This is a genomic window from Rhodococcus sp. NPDC003348 (assembly GCF_053589375.1).
Map to the genome: position 1 here is coordinate 1 of NZ_JBSFRT010000059.1, position 20,813 is coordinate 20,813.

22 protein-coding genes are annotated in these 20,813 nt (G+C 69.3%); 9 read left to right on the plus strand and 13 right to left on the minus strand.

Annotation, left to right across the window (positions count from 1 at the left end):
• Positions 1-115 precede the first annotated feature (115 nt).
• Complete coding sequence (locus ACWDU4_RS26110; protein WP_450116857.1) at positions 116-2,152, minus strand: neutral/alkaline ceramidase; 2,037 nt, start codon at positions 2,150-2,152, stop codon at positions 116-118.
• A gap of 315 nt (positions 2,153-2,467) precedes the next feature.
• Here ACWDU4_RS26110 and ACWDU4_RS26115 point away from each other — a divergent pair, with 315 nt between their 5' ends.
• Positions 2,468-2,911: an SRPBCC family protein gene (locus ACWDU4_RS26115; RefSeq protein ID WP_450116858.1), complete on the plus strand. Its 444-nt coding sequence runs from the start codon at positions 2,468-2,470 to the stop codon at positions 2,909-2,911.
• Here ACWDU4_RS26115 and ACWDU4_RS26120 read toward each other — a convergent pair whose 3' ends face one another.
• Together ACWDU4_RS26120 and ACWDU4_RS26125 are read right to left on the minus strand one after the other, a co-directional pair.
• The gene (locus ACWDU4_RS26120) at positions 2,912-3,643 is read right to left on the minus strand and encodes an acetoacetate decarboxylase family protein (protein ID WP_450116859.1); all 732 of its coding nucleotides are present in this window, start codon (positions 3,641-3,643) and stop codon (positions 2,912-2,914) included.
• On the minus strand, positions 3,640-4,485 hold the full coding sequence (locus tag ACWDU4_RS26125; protein ID WP_450116860.1) for an SDR family oxidoreductase: 846 nt from the start codon (positions 4,483-4,485) through the stop codon (positions 3,640-3,642). Before ACWDU4_RS26125 ends, ACWDU4_RS26120 begins: the two co-directional genes overlap by 4 nt.
• A gap of 127 nt (positions 4,486-4,612) precedes the next feature.
• Here ACWDU4_RS26125 and ACWDU4_RS26130 point away from each other — a divergent pair, with 127 nt between their 5' ends.
• Entirely contained in the window at positions 4,613-5,809 is a 1,197-nt protein-coding gene (locus ACWDU4_RS26130; protein WP_450116861.1) for a cytochrome P450, read from the plus strand.
• 11 nt (positions 5,810-5,820) lie between these two features.
• On the opposite strand, the gene ACWDU4_RS26135 is transcribed toward ACWDU4_RS26130, so the two are convergent.
• Positions 5,821-6,696: an aldo/keto reductase gene (locus ACWDU4_RS26135; RefSeq protein WP_450116862.1), complete on the minus strand. Its 876-nt coding sequence runs from the start codon at positions 6,694-6,696 to the stop codon at positions 5,821-5,823.
• A gap of 83 nt (positions 6,697-6,779) precedes the next feature.
• Between ACWDU4_RS26135 and ACWDU4_RS26140 the strand changes: the two genes are divergently transcribed.
• Positions 6,780-7,601 carry an HAD family hydrolase gene (locus ACWDU4_RS26140; RefSeq protein WP_450116863.1) on the plus strand — a complete coding sequence of 274 codons (822 nt, stop codon included), beginning with the start codon at positions 6,780-6,782 and terminating at the stop codon, positions 7,599-7,601.
• Positions 7,602-7,604: 3 nt separating this feature from the next.
• On the opposite strand, the gene ACWDU4_RS26145 is transcribed toward ACWDU4_RS26140, so the two are convergent.
• Entirely contained in the window at positions 7,605-7,952 is a 348-nt protein-coding gene (locus ACWDU4_RS26145; protein WP_450116864.1) for a DoxX family protein, read from the minus strand.
• 129 nt (positions 7,953-8,081) lie between these two features.
• Between ACWDU4_RS26145 and ACWDU4_RS26150 the strand changes: the two genes are divergently transcribed.
• On the plus strand, positions 8,082-8,420 hold the full coding sequence (locus ACWDU4_RS26150) for a winged helix-turn-helix transcriptional regulator (protein ID WP_450116865.1): 339 nt from the start codon (positions 8,082-8,084) through the stop codon (positions 8,418-8,420).
• A 4-nt stretch (positions 8,421-8,424) separates the two neighbouring features.
• Here the strand turns inward: ACWDU4_RS26150 and ACWDU4_RS26155 are convergent, their stop codons facing one another.
• From ACWDU4_RS26155 to ACWDU4_RS26180, 6 genes are all read right to left on the minus strand, one after another.
• Positions 8,425-8,910, minus strand: a complete 486-nt coding sequence (locus ACWDU4_RS26155) for a nuclear transport factor 2 family protein (RefSeq protein ID WP_450116866.1) — start codon at positions 8,908-8,910, stop codon at positions 8,425-8,427.
• A 169-nt stretch (positions 8,911-9,079) separates the two neighbouring features.
• Positions 9,080-10,207: an acyl-CoA dehydrogenase family protein gene (locus ACWDU4_RS26160; protein WP_450116867.1), complete on the minus strand. Its 1,128-nt coding sequence runs from the start codon at positions 10,205-10,207 to the stop codon at positions 9,080-9,082.
• On the minus strand, positions 10,204-11,193 hold the full coding sequence (locus ACWDU4_RS26165; protein ID WP_450116868.1) for an acyl-CoA dehydrogenase family protein: 990 nt from the start codon (positions 11,191-11,193) through the stop codon (positions 10,204-10,206). Before ACWDU4_RS26165 ends, ACWDU4_RS26160 begins: the two co-directional genes overlap by 4 nt.
• Positions 11,190-12,329, minus strand: a complete 1,140-nt coding sequence (locus tag ACWDU4_RS26170; RefSeq protein ID WP_450116869.1) for an acyl-CoA dehydrogenase family protein — start codon at positions 12,327-12,329, stop codon at positions 11,190-11,192. The genes ACWDU4_RS26165 and ACWDU4_RS26170 overlap by 4 nt, the downstream gene beginning before the upstream one ends.
• A complete protein-coding gene (locus ACWDU4_RS26175; RefSeq protein ID WP_450116886.1) occupies positions 12,329-13,204 on the minus strand; it encodes an enoyl-CoA hydratase in 876 nt (291 codons plus the stop codon). Before ACWDU4_RS26175 ends, ACWDU4_RS26170 begins: the two co-directional genes overlap by 1 nt.
• A 2-nt stretch (positions 13,205-13,206) precedes the next feature.
• A complete protein-coding gene (locus ACWDU4_RS26180; RefSeq protein WP_450116887.1) occupies positions 13,207-14,784 on the minus strand; it encodes a FadD3 family acyl-CoA ligase in 1,578 nt (525 codons plus the stop codon).
• Positions 14,785-14,860: 76 nt separating this feature from the next.
• Between ACWDU4_RS26180 and ACWDU4_RS26185 the strand changes: the two genes are divergently transcribed.
• Positions 14,861-16,060 carry an acyl-CoA dehydrogenase family protein gene (locus tag ACWDU4_RS26185; protein WP_450116870.1) on the plus strand — a complete coding sequence of 400 codons (1,200 nt, stop codon included), beginning with the start codon at positions 14,861-14,863 and terminating at the stop codon, positions 16,058-16,060.
• The gene (locus ACWDU4_RS26190) at positions 16,057-16,866 is read left to right on the plus strand and encodes an SDR family oxidoreductase (protein WP_450116871.1); all 810 of its coding nucleotides are present in this window, start codon (positions 16,057-16,059) and stop codon (positions 16,864-16,866) included. The genes ACWDU4_RS26185 and ACWDU4_RS26190 overlap by 4 nt, the downstream gene beginning before the upstream one ends.
• Before the next feature lie 142 nt (positions 16,867-17,008).
• Here ACWDU4_RS26190 and ACWDU4_RS26195 read toward each other — a convergent pair whose 3' ends face one another.
• On the minus strand, positions 17,009-17,770 hold the full coding sequence (locus ACWDU4_RS26195; RefSeq protein WP_450116872.1) for an SDR family NAD(P)-dependent oxidoreductase: 762 nt from the start codon (positions 17,768-17,770) through the stop codon (positions 17,009-17,011).
• Between the two features lie 40 nt (positions 17,771-17,810).
• Here ACWDU4_RS26195 and ACWDU4_RS26200 point away from each other — a divergent pair, with 40 nt between their 5' ends.
• On the plus strand, positions 17,811-18,434 hold the full coding sequence (locus ACWDU4_RS26200) for a TetR/AcrR family transcriptional regulator (protein WP_450116873.1): 624 nt from the start codon (positions 17,811-17,813) through the stop codon (positions 18,432-18,434).
• Between the two features lie 15 nt (positions 18,435-18,449).
• Entirely contained in the window at positions 18,450-19,604 is a 1,155-nt protein-coding gene (locus tag ACWDU4_RS26205) for an acetyl-CoA C-acetyltransferase (protein ID WP_450116874.1), read from the plus strand.
• A 120-nt stretch (positions 19,605-19,724) separates the two neighbouring features.
• Here the strand turns inward: ACWDU4_RS26205 and ACWDU4_RS26210 are convergent, their stop codons facing one another.
• Positions 19,725-20,351, minus strand: coding sequence for a TetR/AcrR family transcriptional regulator (locus ACWDU4_RS26210; protein WP_450116875.1), 627 nt, complete (start codon positions 20,349-20,351; stop codon positions 19,725-19,727).
• A gap of 136 nt (positions 20,352-20,487) precedes the next feature.
• On the opposite strand from ACWDU4_RS26210, the gene ACWDU4_RS26215 reads away from it, so the two are divergent.
• Complete coding sequence (locus tag ACWDU4_RS26215; RefSeq protein WP_450116876.1) at positions 20,488-20,766, plus strand: DUF2277 domain-containing protein; 279 nt, start codon at positions 20,488-20,490, stop codon at positions 20,764-20,766.
• Positions 20,767-20,813 lie beyond the last annotated feature (47 nt).

A 20,813-nucleotide genomic window follows, 5' to 3' on the forward strand; every position in this document is an offset into this window, starting at 1 on the left:
ACCCCCGGTGGGGGTTATTACCAAACGCGCTATAAACAAATCCCCCCCCCCCGCGGGGCGTGCGGGGTGGCCGACCCCCCCCCCCCCCCCACCACGCACGCGCACCGAAGGCGCCTCAGACGTCGAATTCGGCGGAGGTGCCGGTGAACGGGGTGATCGCGCCGCCGGCGTCCCTGCTGTCGCCGAAGTGCTGGATCCGGTACCGCCCGCTCGGCGTGCCGTCCGGAACGTCCCACGTGATGCGCGCGACGGAGGCGTTCGAACCCTCACGGCGCCAACGGTATTTGGTGGACCAGTCGCCGTCGTCGGCGTGCCGGACCCATCGGCCGCCGTCGAGCCGCTGCACCTCGAGGAAGGTACCCCCGCGGTGCAGGTCGTTCTTCGGGTGCCCGGTGACGAACTCGGCGACCACCTGGGCGCCCGCCTCCGCCCGCGGAGCGGGCTGCACGAGAACGTCGCCGAACTGCCGTCCCGCGGGCGGGGCGTCCGCCGTGACGCCCGGGCCGAAGCTGGGCTGGAAGCCGGACAGGTCGCGGGGCGCGGGACCGCGCGGGACCTCGGTGCCGGTGCGCATGGCTGTCGCGAGCTGGGCGTAGCCCTGCTGATAGGCGGGAAGTGTGTTGCGGCCGAAGAGGGTCGAGCCGCCCTCGTACTGCTGCGCCTCGTACTCCTCCGGGGTGGTGCAGTAACTCGAGTAGGAGTTGGCGTACCCCTGGAAGATGACGTTCTCGAGCGGAACGCCGAGTTCCTCCGCGACCGTGCGACGGATCCGCAGCCCCGACACGATGGTGAACTCGGCCGGTCCGCCGACCACGTAGATGTCGCCGATCCGGATGATCTGGATCTTGAGCACGTGCGGAACCCAGCCGTCCGGCGGCAGCAACCCCACCGCCACCAGCACGAGCTTGGGGGCCTGCGCGTCGGCGAGCCAGTCGGGCACCGGTGCATTCATGCCGCCGAGGGCGTCGACGACCGGGTTGCGGGTGCCCTCCGGGAAGATCGGGATGGCCGGACCGTCCTCGGTGCTGCCCGCGCTCATCGCCGCGCCGACACAGGCCGGAGCGGTGCGGCGCTGCTTGCCGTCCGGGGTGAACCGGCCGTCGACGACCTGGTTCGCCATGTCCAGGTACATGATCCGGCTGTCGACGGTGGCAGCTTCCATCGGTTCGGCAGCGGCGAAGGCGGTGCGGGCGGCCGCCACCTGACGCTCGCCGATGATGCGGGTGTTCTCGAACTCGTCGTCGGTCGGCCCCTTGCCGGGCTCGAGACGCAGGTTCGGGGACATGTCGCCGGAGTTGGTCTGCGGGAAGGCCGCCACGAATCCCGGTGCGCCGTCCAGGTACCGGACGCCCTCGAGGTCGTGTTCCCAGAAGTACGCGGCGGCGCCCTTGTTGTCGCCCGAGATCAGGTAGTTCTCGTTGGTCAGCGACGCGCAGTGGGTGGCGAACCAGTTGATCGCACCGACATCCGTCCCGCCCTGGCTGATGCGCATCGTCCGCATCGAGGTGTCGATGCCGAGCGGGTAGTAGTCCCTGTCCCGCTGCGGGTTTCGATCGAAGGCGACTCGCGAGCGGTTGACGCTGGCATCGGCGAGTTCGCTGCGTCCGTACGCGACGGTGCCCGGCGCGAGGTTCGCGTGCGCCGCGGTGATCGCGTCGACGATGCCGTCCACCTCGGCATGGAAGGTCAGGGGCTGGAAGCCGAGAATCGCGAGGTTGTACGCGTAGTCGTGGGACGCGCCGCCGCACGCGGCATGAGAGTGGACCGCGGTGAGCATGACGTTGCGCTCGGTGTAGATCCCGCCGAACGCGGTGTGCAGGCGGCGCAGGACCTCGTCGTGCACGGACTGGAACACCATGCAGGTGTCGACACACACGTAGACGACGCGCCCGTCGGCGGCGTCGGCGAAGACATAGGCCCGGGCCCTCGTGCGCTGGTGCAGGCCCTGCGAGACCTGCTCGAAGCTGGAGTAGCCCATCATGCCGTTCTCGGCGACGGGCCCGGTGACGTCCGCGATGCCGACCCCGACCCGGAGGCCGGACCCGCCGGGGGCGGTGCGAACGGGCGCGCCGGCGGCAGGCCCCGCGGACAGGGCCGCGATGACGGGCGTGGCGGCGGCTCCGGCGAGCACGCTGCGTCGACTGATCTTCACTACGGAAATCCTTTGCGAGGGCGTCGAAATGAAACCTGGTCAATCGTCCAACTTGGAGTTCACACGATCGCGCCGCAATTGGCAAGACCCGCGCAGGGCCTTCTGTACCGATTCCTGTCGGGCTACCATGAGAACGCCAGGAAGATCGCAGTCGGGGAACCAATGGGTGCACGCTCCCGGCGACGTGATGTCGCGCTGAAAACGGGGCTGTGCGGGCGACTTCTGGAATTCCGCCGCCGGGTTCCCGGCTGAGGGTCGCTCACAATCGTGCTCGCTCGCGGGCACGATGCACGCAACCACGAGGCAGGAATTGTCATGGCCAAGACGTTGAAGACCGACGAATCGATTGACATCAATCGCCCGCTCCCGGAGGTGTTCGAGTTCCTGTCGAACCCCGAAAACGTGCTGGTGTGGAACAGCAATCTGGGCAACTACGAGCTGGTCTCGGGCGCCCCCGACGAGGTCGGGGCCGTGTCGTCCTTCTCGGTCAAGGTCGCCGGGGTCCGGCTGGAGATCACCGAGGAGCTGAGCGCGTACGAGGCGAACAAGAGGATTGCGTTCCGGTCGAAGGAGTCGAAGATCGGCTACACGCGCGAGTTGGACTTCGCCGCCGCCGACGGCGGGACCCGGGTGTCGTTCCACATGGAGGCCGAGGGCGGCACCGGACTGTTCAAGTTCGCGGACCCGATCGTCCAGAAGCTCTACGGCCACGACGTCCGTGGCAGCCTGCAGAACGCCAAGACCATCCTGGAATCTTAGCTATTGCAAGGATATTGCGTCGCCGAACTCCATCCTCAGGTCGGGAATCGAGGTGGTCATCAGCGCCCGCCGCGGCAGTTCGAGCGCGCGCAGTTCGTCGGCGATCGGATGCGAACCCAACGTCAGTTCGGCCCCGCCGAGGCGGGTGCGGACTCCGCTCGGGTTCCACTCCCAGTCGGTGCAGCGCGTGACACCGTCGAGATGTGAATACGCCTGCATCGTGGTGCTCGACGCCCGGTCGGGTGTTCTGAAGCCCGGCTTGACCGCCAGGTCCGCGATCAGCCGGCCGTCCTGGCTGACCGACGCGTGTTTGACGTCCGAGGAGTGATCGGCGCGGAAGTCGGCCAGCACCTTGGGGAATCCCCAGATCCCGCGCCCGGCGGCGAGCGTGAAGTCGCCGTCGACGGGCAGTTGGTGGATCAGGGCGCCGGAACGGCCCTTCGCGAGTGCAGTCAGATCGGTGAGGGTGGAGCCTCCGCTCGCGCGGTGGTCGCGGACCATGAAGACCACGCCGAACTCGTTGTACGGACCGAGATCTCCGTCGACGTAGTCGACGAAGACCAGTGCGCACAGTCCGCGGCCGGGCCGGAACTGCAGGATCTGCAGGCCGGTCGGGTCGATCAGTCGCTGTGCCGCCGCGGTCGGCACCGAGTACATCGCCATGAACGCGGTCGCCTGCCGCACCCGCACCGGCATCTCGACCCGCTGTCCGAGCACGTCGTGGGCGGTCACGGCGCCACCACCCCGCGCAGGCCGTCGGCGCCGAAGACCTGTTCGAGCATGGAACTGAAATCCGGTCCGCGGCGCAGCATCTGGCCTCCGTCGACGTTGATGATCTGCCCGGTGATCCAGGTGGACTCGTCGCCGAGCAGGAAACGGGCGAGTCGGGCGATGTCCTCGGGCTCCCCGATCCGGGGCAGGGGGGTGCACGACTGGTAGTCCTCGAGCAGTGGTCCGCCCTCGGTGATCAGGGCGACCAGATCGGTTCGGGTCAGACCGGGGCGGATGCAGTTGACGCGGACGTTGCTCGCGCCGAGTTCGTCGGCGCCGAGTTGGACGAGGTGATCGACGCCCGACTTCGAGACGCCGTAGGCGCCGAACCAGCGGTGGGTGTTGCTGCTCGCGATCGACGAGATCGCCACGAAGGAACCGCCCCCGCCGCGGACGAGTTCGCGGGCCGCGTGCTTGAGGGTGAGCATGGTGCCGGTGACGTTGAGTTCGACGGTGCGACGCCACGCGTCGACGTCGATCTGGGTGACCGGGGCGATCGTCTCGTTGCCGCCTGCGCAGGCGACCGCGCCGTCGAGTCGGCCGGTGACCGCGGTGGCCGCCGCGACGGCCCGCGCGATCTGGTCCTCGACGGTGACGTCGGCGGCGTGGTGGGTGATCGAGCCGCCACGCTCCGGGGTGATCGTCGCCGCGGCCGCGGCGAGTTTGTCCTCGGTGCGTCCGACGATGGTCACGTGGGCGCCGGAGCGGGCGAGCAGGTCCGCGACCCCGAGGCCGATCCCACTGCCGCCGCCGGTCACCAGGATCGACTTGCCCTGCAGGTCGCCCGAGCCGTTCGTGTCCACGCGCACTCCCCTCGCATCGGTGGAACTTGTTCTACCACCGTGGCCCGTTTCCGGACATGGTTTGCATCGGAAAGGCATACGCTTCGGACCGAAGCGTGTCGAGAGCGGACCGAGGGGACGGGCAACGATGCGACGACCCGACATCGAACTGGTCGACGGGCGGTTCTACGCCGGGGAGTTCGGCGATCCGAGGCGGGCGTACGCCTGGATGCGCGCACACGAGCCGGTGTTCCGGGACCGCAACGGGGTGCCCGCCGCGGCCGGCTACGCCGCGCTCATCGCCGCCGAGCGTGATCCGGGGCTGTTCTCCAACGCCGGCGGCATCCGTCCGGAGACCGGCCCCTTGCCACAGATGATCGACATGGACGACCCCGAGCACCTGCAACGCCGCCGGCTGGTCAACACCGGTTTCACCCGTAAGAAGGTCGAGGCGAAGATCGAGCGGATCCGCGAGATCTGCGATCAGCTGATCGATGGGGTCTGCGAGCGGGGGGAGTGCGACTTCGTCGCCGACCTCGCGGCGCCACTGCCGATGGCGGTGATCGGAGACATGCTCGGCGTCCGCCCCGAGGACCGCGAGACCTTCCTGCGCTGGTCGGACGATCTGGTGAAGGCGTTGGGAAGCAACGCGACCGAGGACCAGCTGAAGGCGATGATGGACGCGTACGTCGCATTCAACGAATTCACGTTCCGCACCATCGCCGAACGGCGCAAGGAACCGTCCGACGACCTGATCAGCGTCCTCGTGCAGGCCGAGATCGACGGGCAGCGCCTCGACGACCAGGAGATCGTGAACGAGGCGCTGCTGATCCTCATCGGCGGCGACGAGACCACCCGCCACGTCCTGAGCGGCGGCATGGAGCAGTTGATGCGGCACTCGGATCAACGAGATCGGCTGGTCGCGGATCCCTCCGGCCTGCCGCTCGCGATCGAGGAGATGCTGCGGTGGGTGTCGCCGATCAAGAACATGGCCCGCACTGTCACCCGGGACACCACCTTCTTCGGCGCCGACCTGAAACAGGGCGAGAAGATGCTGCTGCTGTTCGAGTCCGCGAACTTCGACGAGTCGGTGTTCGACGACCCCGACGTCTTCGACACCCGACGAGACCCGAACCCGCACGTGGCCTTCGGATTCGGCACCCACTTCTGCCTCGGAAACCAGCTCGCCCGTCTCGAGGGCAAGCTGATGTTCGAGCGCCTGCTCGAGCGCCTGCCCGACATGGCCCTCGCAGGGAGCGACCCGCTGCCGCTGAGGCCGGCGAACTTCGTCTCGGGACTCGAGGAGCTGCCGGTGAAGTTCACCGCGGCGGCGCCGACCGGATAGGCACCCTGCCGCTACGCCGGGGCGCCGAGGTTCATCTCGTCGGGGTGGAAGCCGACCCTGGCACCGTTGTCGAGAGTCGCGATCTCGGCCAGGTCCTGCTCGGTGAGAGCGAAGTCGAACACGTCGATGTTCTGCGCGATCCGGTTGTCGTGCACCGATTTCGGGATGACGATCAGCCCGTTGTCCAGATGCCAGCGGATGAGGACCTGTGCGGGCGACTTGCCGTGGCGCTCACCGACGGCGGTGAGGACGGGATTGCCGAGCAGCGTGTTGGGCTTGGACGCGTCGCCCCACCCGGAGTTGCTGGTGCCGCCGAGGGGGCTCCACGACTCGACCGCGATGCCGTGCTGCGACGCGAACGTGCGGATCGCGTGCTGGGGGAGATGCGGGTGCAGTTCCACCTGGTCGACGGCGGGCAGCACGCCGCCGCGGTCGACGAGCTCCTGCAGGTGGTGCGGTTCGAAGTTGCACACCCCGATCGCCTTGGCGCGCCCGGACTCGGCGATCTTCTCGAGTGCGTCCCAGGTGCGCAGCCGGGTGTCCCTGTTCCGCAGCGGCCAGTGGATCAGGTAGAGGTCCACGTAGTCGAGACCGAGGCGGGACAGGCTCGCGTCGAACGCGGCCAGCGCGGGTTCGTGGCCCTGGTCTGAGTTCCACAGCTTGGTGGTGACGAAGAGGTCCTCGCGGGGCACCGAGGAGCTCGCGATGCCGCGGCCGACACCCTCCTCGTTGCCGTAGGCGGCGGCGGTGTCGACGTGCCGGTAGCCGGCCTCGTCGAGCGCGAAGCGGACGGCGCGCTCGGTCTCGTCGTTCGCTGCCTGCCAGACGCCCAGGCCGAGTTGGGGGATGACGGTTCCGGAATTCAGGGTGATCTCGGGAGTGGTCATGGATCCAGGCTAGGTGTGCCGGCGGCATGTGGCGTCGCGGCCCGTACGGCAGGGCCGCCTCGCCGGGCTGGGATCATCGAGGGGTGACGCGAATCAGATTGGTGGCCTCCGACCTCGACGGGACCCTGCTGCGGTCCGACCGGACGGTCTCGCCTCGCACGGCGCGGGCGATGGCCGCCGCGCGTGATGCCGGCGTCGAGGTGGTGTGGGCGACGGCCCGCGCCAGGCACTCGGTCGATGCGCTGGCCCGGTCCTGCGGGTTCCGTGGGGAGGCGATCTGCGCGAACGGCGCGGTCACCCTCGACCTGGCCGACGGCAGCCCCGAGATCACCGGCACCGTCTCGATCGAGGTCACCGCGGCCCTCGCGGCGATGGACCGCGTGCGCACCCTCGTCCCGGGCGCGGTGTTCGCCAACGTCGGGCCGACGACCTTCGTGGCCGAACCCGAGTACGCGGCGCTGTGCGACTACACCGACCACCATCGGACCCCGGACGAGATGATCCTCGAGGAGCGGTTGCCGCAGATGGCCGAGCCGATGGTCAAGATCGTCGCCCGGCATCCCGAGGTGCCCGGCCACGAGCTGTACCGGCTCGCGGCCGCGGCCGGGGTCGACGGTGTCGAACTGACCCACTCGGGTGCCCCGTACATCGAGATGGCGGCGACCGGGGTGTCGAAGGCGAGCGCCCTCGCCCGGCTGTGCGACGCGCGAGGTGTCTCGGCAGCGGAGGTTGCCGTCATCGGGGACGCGGTCAACGACGTGCCGATGCTGAGCTGGGCCGGTACCGCGCTGGCGCCTGCGAACGCACTGTCCGAGATCCTCGAACTCGCCGATCGGGTGCTGCCCTCCAACGACGACGACGGGGTCGCGCAGTTCCTCGAGGAGATCGTGGATCTGCAGGGCTGACGGTCAGGCGGCGATCGGCGCGAGCACCGCCGCGGCGACTGCCACGAGCATCAGGACACCTGCGGGCGCGATGGTCTTGTCGTTTGTGCGCACGTGCATGACGATCGCGCCGAGGAAGTAGGCGACGACGCCGATCGCGGCCGCGAGGCCGAGCGGCCACCAGAACAGGCCGGCGATCAGACCTGCCGCGCCGGCGAGTTCGGCGACGGCGAGCATCCACATCTTGTCGACGGGGAAGCGCACGTTGGTCATGGACTCGACCTGTTGGGGGTTCTTGCCGAGCTTGCCCACGGCGGACATGGTGAGGACGAGGGCCAGCAACACGGACACGATCACGACAGCGATGAACACGGTGACTCCTGGGGGCAGTGCCGCACTCGTAGCGGACATCTTCGAAAAAGCTAGTAACATCGAGAAAGCTAGCTCACTTCGAAAAAGCTAGCAACTCTCGGCGTTGGAGTCGATTGGTAGGGTGGGGGAATGCAGAGGGACGCCGAGCACCACGAGCCCCGGGCATGTGACGCCGGGCTGAGTCAGGCGTTCAAGTTCCTCGGGAAGCGCTGGAACGGGGTGCTGATCGGCACCCTCGTGCAGGGCCCGGCAGGATTCTCCGAGCTCAAACGGGCCGTCGCCGGGATCAGTGACTCGGTGCTCTCCGAGCGACTGGCCGAGCTCACGGCCGCGGGCCTGGTGCAGCGCACCGTCGACGACGGGCCACCGGTGACCGTGGTGTATCGCGCGACCGAGGCCAGCGAGGCGCTGATACCGGCACTCGACGCCATCGCGACCTGGGCGCGAGACAACCTGAAGGGCGCGTGACTTCTCAGTCGGACGTCGGGCGATCCGACCACATGTGGGACAGCAAGCGGTGACTGGGGATGTCGTCGAGCGACACGAGTGATTCGTAAATTCGCGCGTACGAGGTGCGGGTGATCCGCCAGCGGCCGTCCCGGTCCCGCCGGTAGTCGTCCCGGTAGTACCCGGCACCACGGATCAGGCTCCTGGCGTCGGGGACGATCACGGTGTCCTCGAAACACCAGGACCCGGAAGCAGAGTTGCCCGTCACGGTGATCTCCGGGTGGCTGGCGACGTGAACCGTCGTGATCGACGGGCCGAGCGTCCGACGCATGAACCCGGCCAGCTCCTCGCGTCCCTCGAACACCAGCGGATCGGCGAGCGCGTGCGTGCCGTACTCGCCGACGACGTCGTCGGCGAGGGTGTCCGCGAACTCGTCCCAGAGCTTCAGGTCCAGGGTCCGGAAGTACCGGTACTTGAGCTGGCGGATGTCTTCGAGAGCGCCCATGTCCATGCGCGGAGCATGACACCGGCCGTTCCTGTGATGTGCGTTTTTCGCCGATTCCGGGAATACGAGAGCCGTCGTCCCGGTCCGGAAACGCGGGCGGGGGAGCAGGTTTCGGGCTCGCGGGGTGTGAGACCCCGCGAGCCCGTCGACCTGTGCGGTCAGGCCCGCCGTCGACTTATGCGGGCAGGCCCGCGAGCGACTCCATCTCCTTGATGAACTCCTCCGGCTGCCCGAACAGCTGCGAGCTGCCGTGCGCGCGCTTGAAGAACAGGTGCGCGTCGTGCTCCCAGGTGATCGCGATGCCGCCGTGCAGCTGGATCGCGTCACCGGTGATCGCGTTGAACGCCTCCGAGCAGTACGCCTTCGCGACCGCGGCGTCCGCGGCTGCCGACGGCAGGCCCTCGCTCAGCGAGTACACCGCCGCGTACGACGCCGACCGCGCCGTCTCGACCAGGAAGTACAGGTCCGCCATGCGGTGCTTGAGCGCCTGGAAGCTGCCGATCGCGCGACCGAACTGGACGCGGTCCTTGCTGTAGTCGACCGTCATCTGCATGCAGCGCTCGGCGGCGCCGACCTGCTCGGCTGACAGCGCGACGATCGCGATGGTGCGCACGCGCTCGAGCGCCGCCGTCGCGTCACCGGCGGTGAGCCGGACGGCCGGGACGGAAGCGAACTCCACCAACGACATCGGACGGGTCAGGTCCATCGTCGGCAGCCGGCGGCGGGCGACGCCATCGGCGGACGGGTCGACCTCGAACAGCGCGATGGCGCCGTCGACCGACGCCGCCACGATGAGCACGTCGGCGTGTGCACCGTCGAGCACGTAGTGGGCAGCACCGGAAACGGTGTAACCGTCGGCGTCGTTGCCGGCAGCCGTGCACGCGACATCGTCACTGCGCCAGTGGCCCTCGGGGCCCACCCAGCAGAGGGCGGCGATGGACGATCCCTCGGCGATGCCGGGCAGCAGGCGCTCGCACGCCTCCGTGTTGCCGGTCGCGAGGATCGCCTGCGCGGCCAGGACCGCGGAGCCGAACATCGGCGACGGCGTCAGAGCAGCGCCGAGCTCCTCGAGCACCAGGTGCTGCTCGACGAGGGTGGCACCGAAGCCGCCGAACTCCTCCGGGATCGCGAGCGCCGCGACACCGACCTGCTGGCACAGCACGTCCCACAGGCCGCGGTCGAACGCCTCGCCCGACTCGAGCGTCTTGCGCAGCGCGGCCGCGTCGGCGCGCTTGGCCAGCAACTGGGCAACCGTCTTGCGGAGTTCGATCTGCTCCTCCGCGAACACTCCGACCCCACTCACAGCGCGCTCGCAATCCGTGCGCGGTGTGCGGAGGCGGTGCCCCACGCGGACTGCAGGGCCCGCGTCTTCGTCAGCCACAGCGACAGGTCGCACTCGAGGGTGTACCCGATGGCGCCGTGGACCTGCAGCGCCTTGCGGGACGCCAGGTAGGCGGCGTTCGCGGCGGCGACCTTCGCGGCCGAGACGTCGCGGGCGATCGTGTCCGCACCCTCGGCGATGGAGATCGCCGCGCCGTACACCAGCGGGGTCGCCATCTCGACGGCCACGAGGGCGTCGGAGAGGTGGTGCTTGACGGCCTGGAAGCTGCCGATCACGCGGCCGAACTGGGACCGGTTCTTCGCGTACTCGGTGGCGGTCTCGATCATCGCGTGGCCGGCGCCGATCAGCTGCGCGGAGGCGGCGAGGACCGCGAGGTCGTACGCCCTCTCCGCGGCCGCGACGACGTCCGCGCCCTGCGCGAGTGTCTCGACCGACTCGACCTCGAACAGGCGCCGGGCCGGGTCGACCGACTCGAGCTGCGTGGTCGCGCGGACCAGCTCGAGGGTGTCGCCGGAGACCCGCAGAACCGGGTCGGCCAGGTCGGCGTCGAGGGCCCGCGGGGTGGACGGCTCGAGCACCAGCGACGCCAGCGAGGTGCCCTCGGCGATGCCGGGCAGGAAGCGCTTGGCGAGCTGCTGGTCACCCAGCGCCGACAGCAGGGCAGGGACGGCGGCGGCGGTCTCGAGGATGGGGCCCGGCACGGCGGCGCGGCCCAGCTCGATGAACGCGACGGCCAGATCGGAGGGGTGCGCGGCGATGCCGTCGAACTCCTCGGGCACGGCCAGCGCGGTCACGCCGGTCTCGGCCAGCTGCTGCAGCAGCTCGAGACCCGCGGCGGTGTCGTTCTCACCCCACGACCGGACGACGGCCGGGGTGTTGGCGTTGGCGAGCAGTCCGCGGAGGCTGTCCGCGAAGTCGCGCTGCTCGGTGGACAGGGAGAATTTCATCGATCCGCCTTCGGGAGTCCGAGCAGACGCTCGGCAACGATGTTGCGCTGAATTTCGTTGGTGCCGGCGTAGATCGGGCCGGACAGCGAGAACAGGTACCCGTCCTGCCACTTGCCGGCGAGCTCGCCGTCGGCGCCGAGCAGGTCGAGGGCCGTCTCGTGGATCCGGACATCGAGCTCGGACCAGAAGATCTTGTTGATCGAGCCCTCGACGCCCAGCGGGACGCCCTCGAGCATGCGGGTGACGGTGCCCCAGGTGTGCAGGCGGTACGCCTCGGCGCCGATCCACGCGTCGACCACGCGGTCGCGGGCGGCGGTGTCGGTGTCCTCGGCGTTCGCCTTCCACACCTCGATCAGCCGATCCACCGCGGACATGAAGCGGCCCGGGCTGCGCAGCGACAGGCCGCGCTCGTTGCTGGCGGTGCTCATCGCGACGCGCCACCCGTTGTTGACCTCGCCGACGACGTCGGTGTCCGGGACGAAGACGTCCTCGAAGAAGATCTCCGCGAAGCCGGGCTCGCCGTCGAGCTGCGGGATCGGGCGCACGGTGACGCCGTCCTGGTTCAGCGGGAACATGAAGTACGTCAGGCCCTTGTGGCGCTGCGCCTCCGGGTCGGTGCGGAACATGCCGAAGCCCCAGTCGGCGTACGTGGCGCGCGAGCTCCACGTCTTCTGCCCGTTGAGGATCCAGCCGCCCTCGGTGCGGCGGGCCGTCGAGCGGATGCCCGCGAGGTCACTGCCGGCCTCCGGCTCGGACCACGCCTGCGCCCAGATGTCGTCGGCGCGGGACATGCGCGGCATGATTCGCGCGAGCTGCTCCTCGGTGCCGTGCTCGAACAACGTCGGCGCGAACAGGAAGATGCCGTTCTGGCTGACGCGGCCGGGGGCGCCGGCCTTGTAGTACTCCTCCTCGAAGATGATCCACTCGATCATCGACGCGTCGCGGCCGCCGAACTCCGTCGGCCATGCGACGGTCGACAGGCGGGCGTCGGCAAGCTTGTGCTCCCACTCGCGGTGGGCCTCGAAACCCTCCGCGGTGTCCATCGACGGCAGCGGCTCCGCCGGGACGTTGGCAGCGAGCCATTCGCGCACTTCCAGCTGGAAGGCGCGGGCCTTTTCATCCAGTTCGAGATCCACTATTCCGCCTTCGCTTTCATACTGTTGACGTCCATTCCGCCCAGGGAGTCCCTACCCACCTCGGCGTTGTGCGCATGGGCAAAGTGGTGCAGGCCGAACACCGAGTCCATACCGGCACGCTGACCCATCAGGTCCTCGCACTGGTTGACGGCCTTCTTGGTCAGTGCCAGACCGAACCGCGGCATCTGCGCGACGCGAGCGGCCAGCTCACGGGTCTCGGCCTCCAGGTCGTCGCGCGAGACGACCCGGTTGACCATGCCCACCTCGTACGCGCGCTGCGCGGTGAAGCGGTCGCCCGTGAAGAGGATCTCCTTCGCGAACCGCGACCCCAGCACCCAGGGGTGGGCGAAGTACTCGACACCCGGGATGCCCATCCGGACAACCGGATCCGAGAAGAACGCGTCCTCCGAGGCGACGATCAGGTCGCAGCACCAGGCGAGCATCAAACCACCGGCGATGCACGCGCCGTGGATCTGCGCGATCATCGGCTTCGGCATCTCCCGCCAGCGGCGGCACATGCCCAGGTACACCTCGGTCTCGCGGGCGAAACGCTGGTCGCCGCCCGGCTTGCCGAGGTGGTCCCACCACAGGGCGGCCTTGTTCTCGTAGTGCACGTGATGGTCGCGGCCCTGCGTCCCGATGTCGTGGCCGGCGCTGAAGTGCTCGCCGTTGCCGGCCAGCACGATCACCTTCACGTCGTCGTCCTCGACGGCCCGCTCGAATGCGGCGTCGAGGGCGTACGTCATCACCGAGTTCTGCGCGTTGCGGTAGTCGGGACGGTTCATCGTCACGTACGCGACGTGGTCGCGGACCTCGTAGGTGACGACGTCGCCCTCGTCGGGGAGGGCCCCGGCCTCCGTGTCGCTGACGGTCATGGTCATGCCTTCCCCTCACGGAGGTCGTTCTTGAGCACCTTGCCGGACGGGTTGCGCGGCAGACCGTCGACGATCCGAACCTCGCGCGGAATCTTGAAGCCCGCCAGGCGCTCCTTGCAGAACGCGACGACCTCGTCGGCGGTCAGTGTGGCGCCGGGCTTGACGACCACGTAGGCGCGCCCGACCTCGCCGGCCCGCTCGTCGGGAATGCCGATGACGGCGGCCTCGGTGACGGAGTCGATGCGTGCCAGGGTGTTCTCGACCTCGGCCGGATACACGTTGAAGCCGTTCGTGATGTACATGTCCTTGAGCCGGTCGGTGATGTCGAGGTAGCCGCGCTCGTCCAGGACTCCGACGTCCCCGGTGTGCAGCCAGCCGTCCTCGTCGATCGTCTTCCGCGTCGAGTCGGGGTCGTCGAGGTAGCCGAGCATGATGTTCTCGCCGCGGACCAGGATCTCGCCCTGCTCGCCGATCCTGACCTCCATGCCGGGGATCGCGCGGCCGGACGACGTCGACACGGTGACCGGGTCGTCGTCGGTGCGGCACATCGTCACCACGACCGCCTCGGTCTGGCCGTAGGCGGTGATGACGGCGTCGTAGCCCAGTTCGGCCTGCATGCGCTCGACGAGCACCACCGGAACTGCCGCTGCGCCGGTGATCGCGACGCGCAGGCTCGACAGGTCGTAGTCGCCGCGGGTCGGGAAGTCGAGGATCGTCTGGTGGATCGTCGGGGCGCCCGGAAGCACGCTGATCTTCTCGTCGGCGATCATCTTCATGATCGTGGGGACGTCGAACACCGCGGCGGGCACGATCGTCGCGCCGCGCAGGATGCACACCATGAGTCCGGCCTTGTAGCCGAAGGTGTGGAAGAACGGGTTGATGACCAGGTAGCGGTCCTTGTCGTCGACCTCGGCGCAGTCGGCCCACGCGTCGGCGATCCCGACGGTCTGGCGGTGCGCGGTCATGACGCCCTTGCTCTTGCCAGTGGTGCCGGACGTGAACAGGATGTCGGCGACGTCGTCGGGGGAGACGGCGCGAGCGCGGGCGTCGGCCTCTTCCGCCGAGACGGGCTCGGCGGCCGCGGTGATCTGATCCCACTCGAGGATCTCGCCACCCGGGAACTCCGTCGTCGGGGCGCCGGAGGTCGGATCGTCCGACGGGGTGCGCACCACGAGCTCGAGTGTCGGGATTCCGCCCTCGCCCGCGGCCTTGAGGACGTCCGCGAGGCGATCGGCCTTGAGGAAGCGATCCGGCACGACCAGGACCTTCGCCTTGGTGCGCTCGAGGATGTCGAGGGCCTCGTGGCCGGTGTAGCGGGTGCTGATCGGCACCAGCGTCGCACCGGCGTACTGGGCGGCCAGGAAGGCCTCGACCCAGTGGTAGGTGTTGGGCGCCCAGACCGCGACGCGGTCGCCGGCCTGGACACCCTTGGCCATCAGCGCCCGCGCGGCGGTGCGCACGCGGTCGAGCAGTTCGGTGTAGGTGATGCGCTCGGATCCGTCTGCAACGGCCTCGTTCGACCCGAATTGTTCAGCGGCGCGCCACAGCGTGGCCGGGGTCGTCCGGGGCCCGGTGGTCACATTCGTGCTCACAATCTCTCCTCAACGAGGCGGAACCTCTATACAAAGCAAGTGCTTGGTAGGGTACCGTATCGCTGTGGACGTTAGCCAGGGTGAGAGCGAGGCCGCCGACGCGGCATTCGCCAAAGAAGTACGCGAATGGCTCGAAGAGAACCTCTCCGGGAAGTTTGCCGAGCTGAAGGGCCTGGGTGGGCCGGGGCGTGAGCACGAGGCGTTCGAGGAACGCCTCGAGTGGGATCGCCACCTGGCCGCCGCAGGCTGGACCTGCCTCGGGTGGCCGAAGGAGTACGGCGGACGCGAGGCGACGCTGAGTCAGCAGATCATCTTCCATCAGGAGTACGCGCGTGCGAACGCACCCGCACGCGTAAGCCATATCGGTGAGGAGTTGCTCGGCCCGACGCTCATCGCGTTCGGCACCGAGGAGCAGAAGCAGCGCTTCCTGCCGGGCATCAAGACCGTCACCGAACTGTGGTGCCAGGGCTACTCCGAGCCGGGCGCCGGCTCCGACCTCGCGAACGTGTCGACCACCGCGCGCCTCGAGGGCGACCAGTGGGTCGTCAACGGCCAGAAGGTCTGGACGTCGCTCGCGCACCTGGCCGACTGGTGCTTCGTCGTCGCGCGCACCGAGCCGGGTTCGTCCCGCCACAAGGGCCTGTCGTACCTGCTGGTTCCCATGAACCAGGAGGGCATCGAGGTCCGCCCGATCATCCAGCTGACCGGCACCTCCGAGTTCAACGAGGTGTTCTTCGACAACGCCCGCACCGACGCGGACCTCGTCGTCGGCGGCGAGGGCAACGGCTGGGCCACCGCGATGGGCACGCTCACCTTCGAGCGCGGCGTCTCGACCCTCGGCCAGCAGATCGGCTTCGCCCGTGAACTCGAGTCGATCGTCGAACTGGCCGAGCGCAACGGCGCGGCCAAGGATCCCGCCATCCGCAACAAGATCTCCCGCGCCTGGATGAGCCTGCAGGTCATCCGCGCCCACGCGCTGCGCACGCTCGCCAGCGTCGACGCGAGCGCCAACGGCGGCGAGGCGTCGGTCGCCAAACTGCTGTGGGCCAACTGGCACCGCGGCCTCGGCGAACTCGCCATGGAGGTCCAGGGTGCGGCCTCGCTCGTGGGCGTCGAGAACACCGAGCCGGGCGAGGAACTGAACGACCTGCAGCGCCTGTGGCTGTTCACTCGCGCCGACACCATCTACGGCGGATCCAACGAGATCCAGCGCAACATCATCGCCGAGCGGGTGCTCGGCCTTCCCCGAGAGGCACGCCCGTGACCGCCACCATCAAGTCCCCGCTGTCCGTCGCCCCCGAGGAGATCGAGGGCCACAACCTGCTCAAGGGCAAGAAGGTCGTCGTGACCGCCGCGGCCGGCACCGGCATCGGCTTCGCCACCGCCCGCCGCGCCCTGCTCGAGGGTGCCGACGTCCTGGTCTCCGACTTCCACGAGCGTCGTCTCGGCGAGACCGTCGAGAAGCTGTCGGCCGAGTTCGGTGGCCAGCAGATCGAATCGTTCGTGTGCGACGTCTCCAGCACCGAGCAGGTCGACGCGCTGATCGCCGGTGCCGCCGAGAAGCTCGGCCGCATCGACGTGCTGGTGAACAACGCCGGTCTCGGCGGCGAGACCCCGATCGTCGACATGACCGACGAGCAGTGGGACCGCGTCGTCGACATCACGCTGACCAGCACCTTCCGCGCCACCCGCGCGGCGCTGCGGTACTTCAAGTCGGCCCCGCACAACGGCGTCCTCGTCAACAACGCGTCGGTCCTCGGCTGGCGCGCGCAGCACTCGCAGTCGCACTACGCGGCCGCGAAGGCCGGCGTCATGGCGCTGACCCGCTGCTCGGCGATCGAGGCTGCCGAGTACGGCGTCCGGATCAACGCCGTCGCCCCGTCCATCGCCAAGCACCCGTTCCTGGCGAAGGTCACCAGCGACGAACTGCTCGACACCCTCGCGTCCCGCGAGGCGTACGGCCGGGCCGCCGAGGTGTGGGAGATCGCCGCGACCATCGCGATGCTCGCCAGCGACTACACCACCTACCTGACCGGCGAGATCGTCTCCATCTCCAGCCAGCGCGCCTGACGCAACGGGGGGTCCGCGCCACGCCGCGCCATCCTCTGCACCCACCCCGGGTTGACCGAATGTGGGATTCAGTCACTTCAAGTGACCGGATCCCACATTCGGTCGTTGGTGGGTGGGGTAGGAGGGAAGTCCGGGGGAACGGTCAGACGGAGTAGCCGCCGTCGACGTTGATCTTCTGGCCGCTGATGAAGCCGGCCTTCTCGCTCGCGAGGAAGCCGACCGCCTCGGCGATGTCCACGGCCGAGCCGAATCGGCCCAACGGGATCCGGCTCGTTGCCACGGCCAGCGCGCGCTCGTCCAGGTCGTCGCTGCCGATCAGGCGCTCCGCCATGCCGTCGGTGAGCATGCCCGGTCCGACCGCGTTGAACCGCACCCCGAACCGTCCCTCCTCGACCGCGAACGCCCGCACCAGCGCCTCGACGGCACCCTTGGTCCCGGACGACAGGCCGTCCCGGACCGGGTAGCGATCGGTGGCGGCGGTGGTCACCGCGACCACCGACCCGCCGGTCGCGCGCAGCGCGGGCAGGAATGCGTGGACGACGGCGAAGAACGCGGTGGCCTCGGCGTTCAGGTGCTCGGCGTAGGTCGCGGGGGAGACCTTCGACAGGTGCACCATCGGGATGTGCGGCCCGGCCGCGTGCACCAGCACCGCCGGATCGCCGAACTCGACGCGCACGCCCTCCGCCCACTCGGCGACCGCGTCCGGATCGGTGAGGTCGACCCGGTCGGCGCGGGCGCGGCCGCCGGACGCGACCACGTCGGCGACGACTGCCTCGGCCCGGCTCGCGTTGGACCGGTAGGTCAGTGCCACGGGATGTCCCGCGGCGGCGAGGTTTTTGACGATCTCGATTCCGATTCCGCCGGACCCTCCGGTCACGACGGCACTGCGCGCTGACTCAACCATCCATTGACCCTAGCAATCGCTTGGTTGGTATGCTGTTGGGGTGACACCACCGTCCCGCACCGAAGAGTCCGCCAACAAATCCGGTCGCCGCGCCGAGCTGCTCGACCTCGCGGCCGGACTGTTCGCGGAACGAGGCACCCGCGCCACCACGGTCCGCGACATCGCCGACGCCGCCGGAATCCTGTCCGGCAGCCTCTACCACCACTTCGACTCCAAGGAGTCCATGGTCGACGAGATCCTGCGCGGATTCCTCGACGACCTGTTCGGCCGCTACCAGGTCATCACCAGCGCGGGTCTGGGCACCCGCGCGACCCTCGAGGCGCTGGTGGTCGCCTCGTTCGAGGCCATCGACAGTTCGCATGCGGCCGTCGCGATCTACCAGGACGAGGCCAAGCACCTCGTCGGCAACGAGCGGTTCGCGTACATCGCCCAGCGCAACCGGGAGTTCCGGACGCTGTGGGTGTCCGTCCTCGAATCCGGCGTCGCGGACGGCAGTTTCCGCCCCGACATCGACATCGAGCTCGCCTTCCGCTTCCTGCGGGACACCGTGTGGGTCGCGGTCCGGTGGTACCGGCCCGGTGGACCGAAGACCGCAGAATCCGTCGCCAAGCAGTACCTCGCCATCGTTCTCGACGGGCTGTCCAGCCCCGAGTCACGGTCCTAACCCGGAGGAGTTCCAATGCCCGAGGCATACATCGTCGATGCCATCCGCACCCCGATCGGAAAGAAGAACGGCGCCCTCGCCGGCGTCCACCCGATCGACCTCGGCGCCCACATCGTCAAGGCCCTCGTCGAGCGCACCGGCATCGACCCGTCCGAGGTCGACGACGTCGTGTTCGGTTGCGTCGACGCCATCGGCGGCCAGGCCGGCAACATCGCCCGGATGTCGTGGCTCGCGGCCGGGCTGCCGCAGCACGTGCCCGGCGTGACCGTCGACCGGCAGTGCGGGTCGAGCCAGCAGGCCATCCAGTTCGGCGCGCAGGCGATCCTCTCCGGCACCGCGGACCTGATCGTCGCCGGCGGCGTGCAGAACATGAGCCAGATCCCGATCTCGGCGGCGATGATCGTCGGCGAGCAGTACGGCTTCAGCACCCCGACCGCGGAGTCGAAGGGCTGGGCCGAGCGTTACGGCGACCAGGAGGTGTCCCAGTTCAAGGGCGCCGAGATGATCGCCGACAAGTGGGACATCAGCCGCGAGGAGCTCGAGAAGTGGGCCCTGCAGAGCCACGAGCGGGCCAAGGCCGCGATCGCCGCGGGCCGCTTCGACAACGAGATCGTCCCGCTCGGTGACGCCACCGTCGACGAGGGTCCGCGGGAGACCAGCCTCGAGAAGATGGCCGGGCTGAACGTGCTCGTCGAGGGCGGCAAGATGACCGCCGCCGTCGCCAGCCAGATCTCCGACGGCGCCAGCGCGCTGCTGCTCGCGTCGGAGGAGGCCGTCGCCAAGCACGGCCTCAAGCCCCGTGCCCGGATCCACCACATGAGCGCGCGCGGTGACGACCCGATCTTCATGCTGTCCGCTCCGATCCCGGCGACCCAGCACGCGCTGGCCAAGACCGGCCTGAGCATCGACGACATCGACCTGATCGAGATCAACGAGGCATTCGCCCCGGTCGTGCTTGCCTGGATCAAGGAGATCGGCGCCGACCCGGCGAAGGTCAACGTCAACGGCGGCGCGATCGCGCTCGGCCACCCGCTCGGCGCGACGGGCACCAAGCTGATGGCGACGCTGCTCAACGAGCTCGAGCGCACCGGCGGCCGCTACGGCCTGCTGACCATCTGCGAGGGTGGCGGCACCGCGAACGTCACCATCATCGAGCGCCTGGCGCAGTAACCGCGTTCGACCGATCCCGGAGGGCATTCCCGCGCAGCGGGGGTGCCCTCCGGGCGTTTCGGTGCGAGAACCGCCTGCCCGAGACAGCGTGGCGAACGGGTCCGCGTGGTGGTGGGATCGCTACCGCAGGGCGGCGATGACGGAGTGGAGGGCGTCGGCGAGGTGCTCGCACCACTCGTCGGCGCCCTCGTAGCCGTGCGCGACGCCCCGAATCATCGTGGTGGACACCAGCATGTCGAACACGATGCCCGCGGTGGTCTCGGCGCGCGCGCCGGCATCGGGGACCGCCTCGAGGATGCGTTCGACGAGTGCGGCGCGCGTCGGCGCCTCGGCGCGTTGCACGAGGCGCTCGTGTACGCCGTCGTGGTGGTGGTACGCCGACAGCAGTCCGGGGATCGCCGAGCGGGCGGCGGGGTGGGCGGTGCGGTCGAGGAACTTGCGGGTCCACGCCAGCAGATCGGCGCGCAGGTTGTCGGTGACCGGCGGGAGGGGATGGTCGTTGTCCTCCTGCAGCCCGAAAACGGCGTCCTCGATGATCATTTCCCGAGTCGCCCACCTCCGGTAGATCGCCGGTGCGCTGACCCGGGCGCGGCGGGCGATCGCCTGGATGGTGGTCTTCTGGTATCCGGCCTCGACCAACAGTGCGACGGTGGCATCGAGCACCGCGAGGTCGACCTGCGGATCGCGCGGACGACCCGGCCCACCGGTCTCCTCACGATCACGCGTCAGCTTCACAGTGGCGGACATTACCGGAGACGGGGCCGCGGGCCGCCGAGATCGACACGGGTGCGGTCGTTGGCATGCCGGCCCGCACGGCTCGGTCGCGGATCCCGGGCAGGCTCGGGCGTCGGCGGGACCGGCGGGCCGGGACTAGGGTCGGGGCATGTGCCGAAACATCACCGAGTTGCGTGGGCTGGAGCCTGCTGCGACCGCGGAGGAGATCGAGGCCGCCGCGGTCCAGTACGTCCGGAAGGTCAGCGGAATCCACAAACTGTCCGATCACACCCGGGAGCCGTTCGAGCGGGCGGTCGCCGAGGTCACCGCGGCCACCGAACGCCTGCTCGACGCCCTGCCGGAGCGTCGTCAGCCCCCGCCGACCGTGCCGCCGCTGCGCCGCCCCGAGGTGCGGGCGCGGATCGAAGCGGCGGTCCGAAACGGCTGAGCCCCTGAAGCGGCGGGCCCCCGAAACGGCGGAAGGGCACCTTCGTC

Coding starts and splice junctions, on each gene's coding strand:
- ACWDU4_RS26205 (WP_450116874.1), top strand. CDS start 18,450: ATGCCCGAGGCATACATCGTCGATGCCATCCGCACCCCGATCGGAAAG.
- ACWDU4_RS26165 (WP_450116868.1), bottom strand. CDS start 11,193: ATGAAATTCTCCCTGTCCACCGAGCAGCGCGACTTCGCGGACAGCCTC.
- ACWDU4_RS26215 (WP_450116876.1), top strand. CDS start 20,488: ATGTGCCGAAACATCACCGAGTTGCGTGGGCTGGAGCCTGCTGCGACC.
- ACWDU4_RS26115 (WP_450116858.1), top strand. CDS start 2,468: ATGGCCAAGACGTTGAAGACCGACGAATCGATTGACATCAATCGCCCG.
- ACWDU4_RS26150 (WP_450116865.1), top strand. CDS start 8,082: ATGCAGAGGGACGCCGAGCACCACGAGCCCCGGGCATGTGACGCCGGG.
- ACWDU4_RS26135 (WP_450116862.1), bottom strand. CDS start 6,696: ATGACCACTCCCGAGATCACCCTGAATTCCGGAACCGTCATCCCCCAA.
- ACWDU4_RS26130 (WP_450116861.1), top strand. CDS start 4,613: ATGCGACGACCCGACATCGAACTGGTCGACGGGCGGTTCTACGCCGGG.
- ACWDU4_RS26155 (WP_450116866.1), bottom strand. CDS start 8,910: ATGGACATGGGCGCTCTCGAAGACATCCGCCAGCTCAAGTACCGGTAC.
- ACWDU4_RS26195 (WP_450116872.1), bottom strand. CDS start 17,770: ATGGTTGAGTCAGCGCGCAGTGCCGTCGTGACCGGAGGGTCCGGCGGA.
- ACWDU4_RS26210 (WP_450116875.1), bottom strand. CDS start 20,351: ATGTCCGCCACTGTGAAGCTGACGCGTGATCGTGAGGAGACCGGTGGG.
- ACWDU4_RS26175 (WP_450116886.1), bottom strand. CDS start 13,204: ATGACCGTCAGCGACACGGAGGCCGGGGCCCTCCCCGACGAGGGCGAC.